This is a genomic window from Pseudideonella sakaiensis, from assembly GCF_048320135.1.
In the GTDB taxonomy this organism is placed as follows: domain Bacteria; phylum Pseudomonadota; class Gammaproteobacteria; order Burkholderiales; family Burkholderiaceae_C; genus Ideonella_A; species Ideonella_A sakaiensis_A.
On sequence record NZ_CP182947.1, the window covers coordinates 160,154 to 173,765 of the forward strand.

Sequence of the window (13,612 nt, forward strand, 5' to 3'; positions counted from 1 at the left end):
GTCTTCGCAGATTAAGGTGTCCGTGAAAGCGGGGCAACTTCAGAGTTATACGCCGCTGGTCGCCGAATCGGGCGCGGTCGACGGATTCATCAGTGTCGGACAGGACATCACGGCGCACCGGCAGGAACAGCATCGGCTGCTGCAATTGAGCGAACGCGATGCGCTGACCGGCCTCTTCAACCGCGCCGGCTTCGATCGTCGCCTCGAGACCGAGTTCGCGCAGGGCCGCGGCGCAGAGCTCGCGATGCTGTATGTCGACCTCGACCATTTCAAGCCGGTCAACGACCGCCACGGCCATCCGGTCGGCGATCGCCTGCTGCAACTGGTTGCGCAGCGGCTGCTGTCGCTGGTGCGGCCGACCGACGTCGTCGCACGGCTCGGCGGCGATGAATTTGCATTGCTGCTGTCCGGTGTACGCAACGCATCGAATGCGGCAGCCGTCGCCGACAAGGTGGTCGGCGCCGCCGCCAAGCCATTTGTGGTCGACGACCTGTCGCTGCAGATCGGCGCCAGCGTCGGCGTGGCTTTCGGCATCGATCCGGCAGCCGGTGCGGGCGATCTGATCGCCAGGGCCGATGCGATGCTGTACCGCGCAAAACGTTCCGGCAAGGGCGTCTGGGCCGGCGAGCCGGGTTGATTGTTCGGCGAATGGCATCGGTTTCCAGGCTTCCGGCCGGCCGAACGCCCTGGTGCCGGCCGATCGGCTAGCATTTGCAGCCGGTCAATCCGAACTGAAGCACCGCCTGATGAATCTCCGCCTGTCCCTGCCCGGCCTTCGACGCGCTCTGGCGATCGCCTGCCTGATCCTCGGCCCCGCCTTGGCGTCGGCGCAAGCGACCAAACCTTCCACGACCTACGAGACGATCAAGTGGGAAGCGCTGATGCCGAAGGACTGGGACCCGATGAAGGGCTTGAACCTGCCCACCAGCGGCCTGTTGATCGACGACGGCGATCCGCGCAGCCAGGAGTTGATGCGCAAGATGCGCGAGTCCTGGGACAATGCGCCGACCAACGCGAAGATGGACGGTGCCGCGGTGAAGCTGGCCGGCTATGTGGTGCCGCTGGAGGAATCGAAGGCCGGGCTGAAGGAATTCCTGCTGGTGCCCTATTTCGGCGCCTGCATCCACTCGCCGCCGCCGCCGGCGAATCAGATCATCCATGTGCTCGCGAACCCGCCGCTGAAAGGCGTCAACAGCATGGATGCGGTGTGGGCGAGCGGCGTGGTGAATACGCAGCGGCAGAATTCCGAGATGGGTGTCAGCGGTTATCAGATGAAGGCCGCTCGGGTCGAGCCCTACGTCCCGCCGACGCGCCGCTGAAGAGCCGCGCGCCAGCCCAACGCCGTCGCCGCGCTGCCGGTGCGGCATCCCACCGTTTCATCTTGCTCGCCACTTGCCAATGATGTTGACCGTTCGTCGATCGATCGCCTGCGCATTGGCAGCCCTGCCGCTGCTCGGCATCGCCGGCCAGGCGCATGTCCATGGTGCAGCGAAGCTCGACATCGCGATCGATGCGCGAACGCTGGTCATCGCGCTCGACTCGCCGCTGGACAATCTGCTCGGATTCGAACGTGCGCCGCGCAGCGCGGCCGAGCGATCCAAAACCGACGAAATGGTCGCACGGCTGAAGGCCGGCACTCCGTTTCGCATCGACCCTCAGGCCGGCTGCCGGCTCGCCCATGTCGACCTGGTTTCCGCCGTGCTGCAGCTCGGCAGCCAGCCGGCAGCCGCCGCCGGTCATGCCGACCTGCGTGCCAGCTTCGAGTTTCAGTGCGAGGCTGCCGAGCGCGCCGGTCATGTCGACGTCGAGCTGTTCGGCCACCCCCACATGCAGCGCATCGACGTGCAGATCGCCGGGCCGACAGGGCAATTCAAGCAACGGCTGACGAAGTCCGCACGACGCGTCCAGCTGGCCCGCTGACAACGGCCGCGCATGATCGACGTTCGCGACTTGCGTTTCCGCTGGCCGCACGCTGGCGACGATTGCCTGCAGATCGACAGCTGGCAGGTGGCCGCCGGACGCAGCGTCTTCCTGCATGGCCCGAGCGGCGGCGGCAAGAGCAGCCTGCTCGGCCTGCTGGCCGGCGTCACGTTGCCGCGCAGCGGCCACGTCAGTCTGCTCGGCCAGGCGTGGAACGACTTGTCGGGCACGCGCCGCGACGCCTTCCGGGCCGACCATGTCGGCTACATCTTCCAGCAGTTCAATCTGCTGCCGTACCTGAACGTGGTCGACAACGTGCTGCTGCCTTGCCGCTTCTCGGCACGCCGCGCTCAGCGTGCAGCCAGCGTTGCCGGTTCGCCGCTTGCGGCAGCCCGGCAGTTGCTGCTCGAGGTCGGAATGAGCGAGGGTTTATGGGAGCGCCCGGCGGCCCAGCTGTCGGTCGGCCAGCAGCAGCGGGTGGCCGCTGCACGGGCGTTGATCGGCCGCCCCGAACTGGTCATTGCCGACGAGCCGACTTCGGCGCTCGACACGCCGCTGCGCGATGCCTTCATGGATCTGCTGATCGACGAATGCCGTGCCGCCGGCAGCACCCTGGTCTTCGTCAGCCACGATGAGCGGCTCGCCAACCGTTTCAACGAGTGCCTGGCGCTCGCCGACATCAATCTGGCCGGGCCATCCGGGCGTGGCCTGCAGCCAGCCGCACCGTTCGAGCGGGCGCCGACGGCATGAAACCCGTCCTCGGCATCGCCTGGCGCAGCGCCTGGCACCGGCGCGCGACGCTGGCGCTGGTGGTCTCGTGCGTCGCGTTGTCGACCCTTCTGCTGCTCGGCGTCGAACGTGTTCGCGCCGATGTGCGCAGCAATTTTTCTCAATCGGTCAGCGGCACCGACCTGATCGTCGGCGCGCGCACCGGCTCGCTGCAACTGCTGCTGTATTCGGTGTTCCGGGTCGGTGGTGCGACCAGCAATGTGCGCATGGACAGCCTGCGCGAGATCGCCGGCCATCGCTCCGTGGCCTGGCTGGTGCCGTTGTCGCTCGGTGATTCGCACCGCGGTTTTCCGGTCCTCGGCACGACGGCGGACTATTTCAGCCGCTTTCTTTATGGCGATCGCCAGCCGCTGGTGCTCGCCGAAGGCCGCGCCTTCGACGGCACGAGCGCGGGGCTGTACGACGCGGTGATCGGTGCCGAGGTCGCCGAGGCGCTGGCCTACCGGCTCGGCGAGCGAATCACGCTCAGCCACGGCGGCGGCACGATCGAGGGCAACGACCATGCCGACAAACCCTTCACCGTCGTCGGCATCCTCGCGCGCACCGGCACGCCGGTCGACCGCACCGTGCACGTCAGCCTCGAAGCGATCGAGGCAATCCATATCGACTGGATCGCCGGCGTACCGCTGCCAGGCCGCACGCTCGATGCCGAGCAGGCACACGCGGCCAACCTGCAACCGAAGAAGGTGACGGCCGCGCTGGTCGGCCTGAAGAATCGCGCAGCCGTCTTTTCGGTGCAGCGCGCGGTCAACGAGTTTGCCGGCGAGCCGCTGATGGCGGTATTGCCCGGCGTCGCGCTCGATGAATTGTGGGACGTCGTCGGCGTCGGCGAGCGCGCGCTGCTCGCGATGTCGGCGCTGGTCGCGCTGGTCAGCCTGCTCGGACTGGTCGCCGTGGTGTTGACCGGCCTGAACGAGCGGCGCCGCGAACTCGCGGTGCTGCGAGCGGTCGGCGCGGCGCCGCGCCATGTGCTGCTGATGCTGGCCGCCGAAGGTGGCCTGATCACCTTGCTCGGCGCCGGCCTTGGCGTCGTGCTGACCGGGCTGGCGCTGGTCTCGGCCGCGCCGTGGGTGCAGGCCAGTTATGGCATCGACTTGAGCCTCGATGCGCCGTCGTCGACGCAATGGGCCCTGCTCGGTGCGGTTGTCGCCGCGGGTTTTCTCGCCAGCCTGCTGCCCGGCTGGCGTGCCTACCGGATCTCGCTTGCCGACGGCTTGTCGCCGAAGGCTTGAAAATCCTTCAGACTTGCAGCAACGACGATCGATGGAGATGACGATGAAACTCGCTGCCGCCGCGCTTGCCCTGTTGTTGACGTCGGCGTGCGCCACCGGTGTGCCAGACCTCGAGATTGCGCTTGTCGAGCGGACCTGCTCGCAATGGTGCATCGACAAACACCCGAAATGTGCATTCACCGGCGCGATCGTCGAGCCAAAGACCGACGAGCTGCGTGCCTGCCACAAAAGCTTCATTTCCTGCGTGCGCAGTTGTCCGCCGCGTTGAGCGGGGCGCCATCACGCGGCACGTTTCGTGCGGCACGGCAAGACATCCCCTCGTCAGTTTCTCCGCGGTCGACCCGATGCACATAAGCTCAGGTCGATCCCATTCCCGACTGGAGCCCCCATGCAGAGTTTTGACGCCATCGTGATCGGTGCTGGCGTGATCGGCAGTTCGGTTGCCTATCACCTTGCCCGCCTCGGGGCCGGCCGCGTGCTGGTGCTCGATCGCCTGCAGATCGGCGCTGGCACCAGCACGCAGTCGTCCGGCATATTGCGCACGCATTATTCGGTGATCGAAAACGTCGAACTGGCAAAACGCTCGTGGTCGGTCTTCAACAATTTTGCCGCCTACATCGGCGATGACGATGCATCGGCCGGACTGGTCAAGTGCGGCTACCTGATTGCCGCGCCCGACGGTGACAAGCTCGAACCGCTGCGCGCGGCGCTCGACGGGCAAAGCAGCATGGGCATCGAGGTGCAGTTGATCGACCAGGCCGCGGCGCGCGATCTGCTGCCGATCGCGCGCTTCGACGACGCCGCATTGATCGGCTTCGAACCCGAGGCCGGTTTTGCCGATGCCTATCTGGTCGCCACCGGTTTTGCCCGTGCGGCCCGACGTCTCGGCGTGAAGATCATCGAAGGCGTCAATGTCGAACGCCTGCTGATCGACGACGGCCGCGTGCTTGGCGTCGAAACGAACCAGGGCATTTTCCACAGCGACACCGTGATCAGCACGCAGAACATCTGGGCCACCGACATCGAGAAATGGACCGGCGTGCCGACGCCGGTGAAGGCCGAGCGCCATGCGGTGCTCGCACTCGAAGGGCCGGATGCCTACAGCTTCAAGATGCCGGTTTTCAAGGACCTCGGATCCCCGGGCATGTTGTACTGCCGCAGCTATGGCGGCAGGCAGATGCTGGTCAGCGAAGGCACGGTCGGCGAGACGCTCGCCGAACCCGACAACGAGCAGGGCGACATCTCGATGGACTACGTCGTCGAGGTCGGCGCCCAGGTCGCCGAACGGTTTCCGTCATTCGGCGAAGCCGGGCTGGCATCGTCATGGACCGGTGTCTACGACGTGACGCCGGATTGGAACCCGGTTCTCGGCCGCCTGCCCGACGTGCCCGGCCTGGTCGTTGGCTACGGCTTCTCCGGCCACGGCTTCAAGCTGTCGCCGGGTGTCGGCATGGTGCTTGCGCAAGAAGCATTGGAATTGCCGACCGATGTGCCGCTGACGCCGTATGCGCACGAGCGTTTCCGCAAAGGTCAGTTGCTGACCGGACGGTATGGGCTGGGTGCGGTGTCGTGATCGGCCTGCGAACGGGAGTTCTGGCACGAACGACGCCCATGAAAAAAGCCCCTTCCGGGGCTTTTTCATTCTTGTTGTTGGCGGAGCCGGAGGGATTCGAACCCTCGAAGCAGGTTTTGCCCGCTTACTCCCTTAGCAGGGGAGCACCTTCGGCCACTCGGTCACAGCTCCAGCACAGCCCGCATTCTAACCCGATGCGGAAGGGGTTCCGCTGCTCGCGCAGCCGGTTTTCAGCTCCCGGTTTGCTCCAGGTCGAAGGCCTTGTGCAGCGTGCGCACGGCCAGCTCCATGTATTTCTCGTCGATCACGACGCTGGTCTTGATCTCGCTGGTCGAGATCATCTGGATGTTGATGCCCTCTTCGGCCAGTGCGCGGAACATCTTGCTCGCGACGCCGACGTGCGAGCGCATGCCGATGCCGACGATGCTGACCTTGCAGATCTTCGGATCGCCGGTCAGTTCGGCGCCGCCGGTGGTCGGCAGCACCGCCGACTTCAGCAAGTCCATCGTGCGCTGGTAGTCGTTGCGATGGACGGTGAACGAGAAGTCGGTGCGGCCATCGTGCGAGACGTTCTGGATGATCACGTCGACATCGATGTTGGCCTCGGCAACCGGGCCGAGGATGTGAAACGCGATGCCCGGCTTGTCGGGCACGCCGAGCAGGCTGATCTTGGCTTCGTCGCGGTTGAACGCGATTCCTGAAACGACGGCTTGTTCCATTTTTTCATCTTCCTCGAATGTGATCAGCGTGCCGGATTCGGCTTCCTCGTCGATGTCGATATCCCACGGTGTGAAGCTCGACAACACGCGCAACGGCACGCGGTATTTGCCGGCAAATTCGACCGAGCGGATCTGCAGCACCTTCGAGCCGAGGCTTGCCATCTCGAGCATTTCCTCGAAGCTGATCGTGTGCAGGCGGCGCGCCTCGGCAACGATGCGCGGGTCGGTGGTGTAGACGCCATCGACATCGGTATAGATCAGGCACTCCTCGGCCTTCAGCGCGGCCGCGACCGCAACCGCCGAGGTGTCCGAGCCGCCGCGGCCGAGCGTCGAGATGTTGCCGTCGGCGTCGACACCTTGGAAGCCGGTGATCACGACCACCTTGCCGGCGGCCAGATCGGCGCGCACGCGGCTGTCGTCGATGCTTTCGATGCGCGCCTTCGTGAATGAGCTGTCGGTGCGGATCGGCACTTGCCAACCGGCATAACTGACCGCTTCCATGCCTTCGGCCTGCAACGCCAGCGACAGCAGGCCGACCGAGACCTGCTCGCCGGTCGACGCGATCATGTCGAGCTCGCGCAGCATCGACGGGGTCACCATCTCCGGCGACAACTCCTTCGCCAAGCCGAGCAGGCGATTCGTTTCGCCGCTCATCGCCGATGGCACGACGATCATCTGGTGCCCTGCCCTCGCCCATTTGGCAACGCGTTTGGCGACATTGCGGATGCGCTCGGGCGAACCCATTGAGGTGCCGCCGTATTTGTGAACGATGAGTGCCATGGTGCAGGTCTGGGACGTGAACCGCCTCGGCCTGGCCGGCCGTGGCGCAAAGCCCGCGATTTTAACCGGCTTGCCCGCAGGCCCGCTGGCCGTTCACTCTGCCGCTTCGTCGGGCAGCCAATCGAGGCGGACCAGATCGTCGCCAACGGCCACCGTGCAGCGCGCATCGAGGCCGAGGCCGGCGACAAACAGCAATTCGTCACCGTCGTAGAGCAGCGGGCCGTCACGCAGCCAAGCCGGCACATCGGCGGCCTGGAACTGTTTTTTCAGGCTGCGCGCCGGCCGCGCCGGCCCGGCCTGGAAATTTTCGCCGCCGGTGCGACGCCGCACTGCGAGCGCGGCCAGTCGGCGCAGCGGAACACCGTCGCCGGCAACGGCTTCGACACGCAAACGACCGCGCCAGCCGGGTACGCGATGAAGGCCCGTGCCATCGATCGACATCAAGCGCGCAACGTCGTCTGCCGTCGTTTTCGCCAAGCGCCCGGCCGCTGCACCGCCGGCGACAAACCGAAGCCTGCCGCGGATATCGAGCAGCCGATCGTCGCCCCAGTCCCAGAACCGCCCGCCGCGGGCCGCGGGGGCCTCATCCGCTGCAGTCGGCCACTCGCTGAGCAGTCGTTCGACCAGCGATGCGGGTGCCGGCCGGCCGGCATGTTGTTGCAGCCAGGCACGCAATACATTGCTGCGCCGCGCCGTCGACAACGCGAGCCATGGCCGATGCAACAGTTCGCCCGCCGCGCCGGTTGTTGCCAGATCGATTGTCGCCAGTTCCTGCAATGCGGCTGTGGCCTGCTGCGCCCAGCGGGCCGCATCGCCGAGTGTCCGTTCGGCGTCGGGAAAGGCCTGCAACAGCCCGGGCCAGACTTGATGGCGCAGGCGGTTGCGTGCATAGCGCAGATCGTCGTTGCTGTCGTCGTCGACGTGGGCCAGTCGATGCCGTGCGACATAGGCATCGATCCCCGACCGCGGCTGTTCCAGCCATGGCCGCAGCCAATGGATGCCGTCGCGCTGCACGGCCGCCGGCATTGCGGCGATGCCGGCCACGCCGGCGCCGCGCAAGGCCTGCAGCAAAAAGGTTTCCGCCTGATCGCGCCGATGGTGCGCCAGCAGCACGGTGTCGCAGCCGGCAGCCAGCGCCATCCGCCGCAGCGCGACATAACGGACACGGCGCGCCCAGGCCTCGATGCTGTCGCCCACTGCCGGACGCTCGTCGATGCGTTCGCAGATCAGCCGCAGCGCCGCGCCGCGGCGAGCCCACGCGCTGCACCGCGCGCGCAGGCTGCGTTGCCATTCGTCGGCCTGCGGCAGCAGACCATGGTTGACGTGCAGGGCGATCACCTGCAGATTGAGTTCGGCTGCCGAGCGAAGTGTCGCATGCAGCAGCGCGGTCGAATCGCGCCCACCGCTGCAGGCGACCGCAACGAGCGGCTGCTGCTGAAGTGCTGCGCGGCGCCGCGGTGCTTCGGCACGGACCATCGACAGCGCCGTCGCGACCGGACTCAGCGCTCGGTCGTGTCCGTGAACCGCCCGTAGGCCTGCAGGCGCTCGTAGCGGCGCTGCAGCAGTTCCTTCGGTTTCAGGTCGCTGACCTGACGCAAGGCATCGGCCAACGCCCGCTTCAGGTACGAGGCCATCTGCTTGATGTCGCGGTGCGCACCACCGACCGGCTCGTTGACGATCTTGTCGACCAGGCCGAGCGCCTTCAGGCGATGCGCGGTGATGCCGAGCGCCTCGGCGGCCTCGGCTGCACGTTCGGACGATTTCCAGAGGATCGACGCGCAGCCTTCAGGAGAAATCACCGAATAGACCGCATATTGCAGGATCAGCGTCTGGTCGCCAACGCCGATCGCCAGCGCGCCACCGGAACCGCCTTCGCCGATGATCGTGCAGATGATCGGCACCTCGAGCTGCGCCATCTCGTAGATGTTGCGACCGATCGCCTCGGACTGCCCGCGCTCCTCGGCACCGATGCCCGGATAGGCGCCCGGTGTATCGACAAAGGTGAAGACCGGCAGGCCGAATTTTTCGGCGAGCTTCATCAGCCGCAGCGCCTTGCGGTAACCCTCGGGCCGCGACATCCCGAAATTGCGCAGGCTGCGCTCCTTGGTGTCGCGGCCTTTCTGGTGGCCGATCACGACGCAGGGCTGGCCATTGAAGCGGGCCATGCCGCCGATGATCGACTGGTCGTCGGCGAAATGGCGGTCGCCGTGCAGTTCCTGGAAATCAGTGAACGCCTCGTTCACATAGTCGAGCGTATAGGGCCGCTGTGGATGGCGGGCGATCTGCGTGACCTGCCATGGGGTCAGTTTCGCGTAGATCTCCTTCGTCAGTTGCTGGCTCTTCTTGCTCAGTCGGTCGATCTCTTCCGAGATGTCGACGGCAGATTCGTTCTGCACATAACGCAGTTCCTCGATCTTGGTTTCGAGTTCGGCAACGCCCTGCTCGAAATCAAGAAAATGTCGTTTGCTCATGCTGGCGGATCGTATGGGCGATTCAATAGTCTACCGGCAGCGGATCGAGGCTGCGCCAGATATACCAGGTTGCGACCGAGCGGAATGGCGCCCAGGCTTCGCCAACTTCGCGCGCCTCGGCCCGCGAAACCGGCTCGCCGCTGAAATAGCTGAGGCTGATGCCCTTGATCAGCCCGACGTCGTCGAGCGGCATCACGTTCGGCCGCATCAGGTGGAAAATCAGGAACATCTCGGCGGTCCAGCGGCCAATGCCGCGGATCGCGACCAGCTCGTCGATGATCGCGTCGTCGTCCATCGACGTCCACTGCGAGACGTGCACGCTGCCTTCGTGAAAATGGCGTGCCAGGTCGGCGAGGTATTCGACCTTGCGCATCGACAGGCCGGCGCTGCGCATCAGTTGCGGATCGAGCGCGACGACGCGCGCCGGATCGATATGACCCGGCTTCGATGGCGTCAGCGCGGCAAAGCGGTCCCAGACCGATTGCGCGGCCTTCACCGAGATCTGCTGGCCGACGATCGACCGTGCCAGCGTCGTGAAGGCATCGCCGCGCGACTGCAGCCTGGCCTCCGGGAAACGCGGAATCAGCTTGCGCATCACGCGGTCGCGCTTGGCCAGGTGACGGCAGGCCTCGTCCCAGTAGGACGGCGTCTGCACCACTGGCAGTGCGGTCTCGGCGCCGTTTAGGCCTTGACCCATCGCGTGCCTTCGGGTGAATCCTGCAACACGATGCCCTGCGCCAGCAATTGCTTGCGAATTTCGTCGGCGCGGGCGAAATCACGCGCCTGCTTGGCCGCCGCCCGCTCGCCGATCAGGCGGGCGATCTCGGCCTCGTCGACGCCGCTGCCGGTCTGCAGAAATTCGCGCGGCGGCTGCTGCAGCAGCCCGAGCGTCGCGCCGAGCGCCTTCAGCTGGCCGGCAATGCGCGGATCGCGGCCGCGGTTGACTTCGCCGGCGAGTTCGAACAGCTGTGCAATGGCCTGCGGCGTATTGAAATCGTCATTCATCGCCGCCTTAAACGCCGCCGCCTGCGGCAGGCTCCAGTCGACGGCCGCATCGTCGCCATCGACCGCGGCCAACGCCGTATAGAGCCGGCGCAGCGAATTTCGCGCATCGTCGAGATTGGCGTCGCTGAAATTGAGCGGGCTGCGGTATTGGGTGCGCAGCATGAAAAAGCGCAACGTTTCGCCGTCGTAGCGGCCGAGCACTTCGCGGATCGTGAAAAAATTGCCGAGCGATTTCGACATCTTCTCGTTGTCGATATTCAGGAAGCCGTTGTGCAGCCAATAATTGACGAATGGCTTGCCGTTGGCGCCTTCGCTTTGCGCAATTTCATTCTCGTGGTGCGGAAACTGCAGATCCATGCCGCCACCATGAATATCAAAATGTGTGCCGAGCAGCGCGCAACTCATCGCCGAGCACTCGATGTGCCAGCCCGGCCGCCCCTTGCCGAAGTCGCTGTCCCATTTCGCATCGTCGGGCTCGCTTTCCTTGGCTGCCTTCCACAAGACGAAATCGAGGGGGTCCTGCTTGCCATCGTCGACCGCGACGCGCTCGCCGGCGCGCAGCTGGTCGATCGACTTGCCCGACAACTTGCCATAACCATCGAACTTGCGGACGGCAAAATTCACATCGCCGCTCGACGCACGATAGGCAAGTCCCTTGTCTTCGAGCTGGGAGATCATCGCCAGCATCTGCGGCACATGCTCGGTCGCGCGCGGCTCGTGGGTCGGCGCCAGCATGCCCAGCGCGGCGATGTCGTCGTGCATTGCCTGCGTCATCTCGCGCGTCAGCTCGGCGATCGGGATGTTGCGCTCGAGGGCGCGGCGGATGATCTTGTCATCGATGTCGGTGATGTTGCGCACGTAGGTGACGCGATAACCGAGCACCTGCAGCCAGCGGTAGACGACGTCGAATGCCAGCAGGAATCGGGCATGACCGACATGGCACAGGTCGTAGATCGTCATGCCGCACACGTACATCCGCACATGTCCGTCGTCGATCGGGGCGAAATCCTCGACCTGCCGGCTCAAGGTGTTGAAAATGCGCAGCGTCATGTTGCCGAAATGGACAGAAATAGGCCTGTTGCGAGTGGTCGGGATCGGGATGGGCGGAGCCGCCGGCCCGGGCGCTTGCCGGTCTGAGCCCAGGCTGCCGAGGCCCCGTGCAGCAGTCGCTGGCGGTGGGGCTGCACTACAATCGAACGAGTATAGCGGCGGCGCATTCGTGCGTTGCATCACCTCTTTGCTCCGTCTTCCTGATTCGATATCGATGCCACACAACGGCTTGCTTCACACAATGGCCGGAACCAGCGCTGGCTGGAAGCTTGATCACCCCCTCGTCATCGCGCGCAGCTCGTCAGCGGCACTGCGCCGGCTGTTCGGCCGGATCGTGCTGGCCGGCAGTTTGCTGGCCGCACCGGCGGCGTTTGCGCAAACCGTGATGCTGGCCACCAGCATGGGCGACATCGTGATCCAGCTCGACGCGTCGAAGGCGCCGAAGTCGGTCGACAACTTTCTGCAGTATGTGAAAGCCGGTCACTACAACGGCACTGTTTTCCATCGTGTCATCGGCAATTTCATGATCCAGGGCGGCGGCTTTACGCCGGATCTGGTGCAGAAACCGACCCGCGCGCCGATCCCGCTTGAAAGCCGCAACGGTCTGAACAACGACCGCGGCACCGTCGCGATGGCGCGAACCTCGGTGCCCGATTCGGCAACGTCGCAGTTCTTCATCAATCTGAAGGACAACGATTTTCTGAACTCGGCCAATTCGCGCGACGGCAACGGTTACGCGGTATTCGGCAAGGTGATATCAGGCATGGACGTCGTCGACCGGATTGCTGCCGTGCCGACGCAATCCCGGGGGATGCAGCAGAATGTGCCGGTGCAGCCGGTGACGATCCTCGAGGCAGTGGTGCAACAGTGAAGAGTTTTCGTCCGATCGTGGTGCTGACGGCTGGTCTGGCCGTCGCGAGTTCGACGTTGGCGAATCTGCCCTCGCCCGGTCTCAACGAGGTCAACGAACTGGTCGCTGCAGGGCGCACCGCCGACGCCTTGCGCAAGATCGACACGCTGCTTGCAAAGGCGCCCGACGATGCGCAGTTGCGCTTCCAGAAAGGCGTGCTGCTCGTCGACCAGAAGCGCTTCGCCGATGCGGTCGCCGTCTTCGAACGCATGAGCCGCGACTTTCCGACACTGCCCGAGCCGCTGAACAATCTTGCGGTGCTGTATGCCGAGCAGGGCCAGATCGACAAGGCCCGCGCCGCGCTCGAGGCTGCAGTGCGCAGCCGGCCCAGCTACAACACCGCGTTCGAGAACCTGTCGTCGCTGAATGTGCGGCTGGCCAGTCGTGCCTATGCGCGGGCGTTGCAGATCGACGACAGCGCCGGGACGCCAAAACTCGCGATGCTGAAGTCGCTGGCAGGCAGCCGCCAGGACAGTGCGCCGGTGGTTCTTGCCGCGGCTGCGCCGGTCGCGCCGCCGCCCGTTCCGGCGCCCTCGCCGGCGCCCGCTCCGGTGCCTGCGCCAGCCGTGGCCGCCGCTCCACCGACGACCGCGGAAACACAGAAGCCGGAAACACCGAAGCTGGAAACACCAAAACCCGAGGCGCCGAAGCCCGATGCGCCGAAGCCTGAGAAACCGAAGCCCGAGACGCGCACTCCTGGGCGTGACGATGCTGTCGACGCCGGTCCGTCGAAGGCACGACCGGCGACCGCCGACTCGAGCCAGCGCAAGGCGAATGAAGAGGCCCGCGAGGTGCGTGCAGCCGTCGATGCCTGGGCCAGCGCCTGGGAACGCAAGGACATGAATGCCTATTTTGCGTCCTATGTGCCTGGTTTTTCCGGCGGCGACGGCACCGCGGCGCGCTGGCAGGATGGGCGCAGGCTGCGCATACTCGGCAAGACCAGGATTTCGGTCGAACTTGCATCGGTGTCCGTCGAGATGAACGGCGACGATGCGGCGAAGGTCAGCTTCCGGCAGAACTATTCTGCCGATCAGCTGAATGTCACCGGAAACAAGGTGCTCGAATTGGTCAAACGAAACGGACGATGGTTGATCCGAAAGGAATCGGTGGGATCTTGATGGTGATGCGTTCAGAACAACAACATTCGCGAAAGCGTTGGCACG

Annotated in this window: 14 protein-coding genes and 1 tRNA gene; 9 read left to right on the forward strand and 6 right to left on the reverse strand. The window is 65.3% G+C overall.

Going from position 1 to position 13,612, the window contains the following annotated elements; translation table 11 throughout:
• Positions 1-16 precede the first annotated feature (16 nt).
• From ACNH6H_RS00700 to ACNH6H_RS00730, 7 genes are all read left to right on the forward strand, one after another.
• A complete protein-coding gene (locus ACNH6H_RS00700; protein WP_418314804.1) occupies positions 17-637 on the forward strand; it encodes a diguanylate cyclase domain-containing protein in 621 nt (206 codons plus the stop codon).
• Between the two features lie 109 nt (positions 638-746).
• Complete coding sequence (locus ACNH6H_RS00705) at positions 747-1,319, forward strand: DUF3299 domain-containing protein (RefSeq protein ID WP_418314805.1); 573 nt, start codon at positions 747-749, stop codon at positions 1,317-1,319.
• An 82-nt stretch (positions 1,320-1,401) separates the two neighbouring features.
• Positions 1,402-1,920 (forward strand): ZrgA family zinc uptake protein, encoded by a 519-nt coding sequence (locus ACNH6H_RS00710; RefSeq protein WP_418314806.1) that lies wholly within the window; start codon positions 1,402-1,404, stop codon positions 1,918-1,920.
• A 12-nt stretch (positions 1,921-1,932) separates the two neighbouring features.
• Positions 1,933-2,670: an ABC transporter ATP-binding protein gene (locus tag ACNH6H_RS00715; protein ID WP_418314807.1), complete on the forward strand. Its 738-nt coding sequence runs from the start codon at positions 1,933-1,935 to the stop codon at positions 2,668-2,670.
• Positions 2,667-3,941, forward strand: coding sequence for an ABC transporter permease (locus ACNH6H_RS00720; RefSeq protein ID WP_418314808.1), 1,275 nt, complete (start codon positions 2,667-2,669; stop codon positions 3,939-3,941). The genes ACNH6H_RS00715 and ACNH6H_RS00720 overlap by 4 nt, the downstream gene beginning before the upstream one ends.
• Before the next feature lie 43 nt (positions 3,942-3,984).
• On the forward strand, positions 3,985-4,209 hold the full coding sequence (locus ACNH6H_RS00725; protein WP_418314809.1) for a hypothetical protein: 225 nt from the start codon (positions 3,985-3,987) through the stop codon (positions 4,207-4,209).
• Positions 4,210-4,329: 120 nt separating this feature from the next.
• Positions 4,330-5,514, forward strand: a complete 1,185-nt coding sequence (locus ACNH6H_RS00730) for an NAD(P)/FAD-dependent oxidoreductase (protein ID WP_418314810.1) — start codon at positions 4,330-4,332, stop codon at positions 5,512-5,514.
• 78 nt (positions 5,515-5,592) lie between these two features.
• Here ACNH6H_RS00730 and ACNH6H_RS00735 read toward each other — a convergent pair.
• From ACNH6H_RS00735 to cysS, 6 genes are all read right to left on the reverse strand, one after another.
• Positions 5,593-5,685 (reverse strand) — tRNA-Ser (locus ACNH6H_RS00735).
• Positions 5,686-5,744: 59 nt separating this feature from the next.
• Complete coding sequence (locus ACNH6H_RS00740) at positions 5,745-7,013, reverse strand: aspartate kinase (RefSeq protein ID WP_418314811.1); 1,269 nt, start codon at positions 7,011-7,013, stop codon at positions 5,745-5,747.
• 93 nt (positions 7,014-7,106) lie between these two features.
• Positions 7,107-8,489 (reverse strand): tRNA lysidine(34) synthetase TilS, encoded by a 1,383-nt coding sequence (tilS, locus tag ACNH6H_RS00745; RefSeq protein ID WP_418314812.1) that lies wholly within the window; start codon positions 8,487-8,489, stop codon positions 7,107-7,109.
• Positions 8,490-8,512: 23 nt separating this feature from the next.
• Positions 8,513-9,484, reverse strand: coding sequence for an acetyl-CoA carboxylase carboxyltransferase subunit alpha (locus tag ACNH6H_RS00750; protein WP_418314813.1), 972 nt, complete (start codon positions 9,482-9,484; stop codon positions 8,513-8,515).
• A 22-nt stretch (positions 9,485-9,506) separates the two neighbouring features.
• On the reverse strand, positions 9,507-10,181 hold the full coding sequence (locus ACNH6H_RS00755; RefSeq protein WP_418314814.1) for a DNA-3-methyladenine glycosylase family protein: 675 nt from the start codon (positions 10,179-10,181) through the stop codon (positions 9,507-9,509).
• Positions 10,166-11,539, reverse strand: coding sequence for a cysteine--tRNA ligase (gene cysS, locus ACNH6H_RS00760; RefSeq protein WP_418314815.1), 1,374 nt, complete (start codon positions 11,537-11,539; stop codon positions 10,166-10,168). The genes ACNH6H_RS00755 and cysS overlap by 16 nt, the downstream gene beginning before the upstream one ends.
• Positions 11,540-11,780: 241 nt before the next feature.
• Here cysS and ACNH6H_RS00765 point away from each other — a divergent pair, with 241 nt between their 5' ends.
• Both ACNH6H_RS00765 and ACNH6H_RS00770 read left to right on the forward strand, forming a co-directional pair.
• Complete coding sequence (locus ACNH6H_RS00765) at positions 11,781-12,410, forward strand: peptidylprolyl isomerase (protein ID WP_418314816.1); 630 nt, start codon at positions 11,781-11,783, stop codon at positions 12,408-12,410.
• Entirely contained in the window at positions 12,407-13,567 is a 1,161-nt protein-coding gene (locus ACNH6H_RS00770; RefSeq protein WP_418314817.1) for a tetratricopeptide repeat protein, read from the forward strand. Before ACNH6H_RS00765 ends, ACNH6H_RS00770 begins: the two co-directional genes overlap by 4 nt.
• Positions 13,568-13,612: the final 45 nt, after the last annotated feature.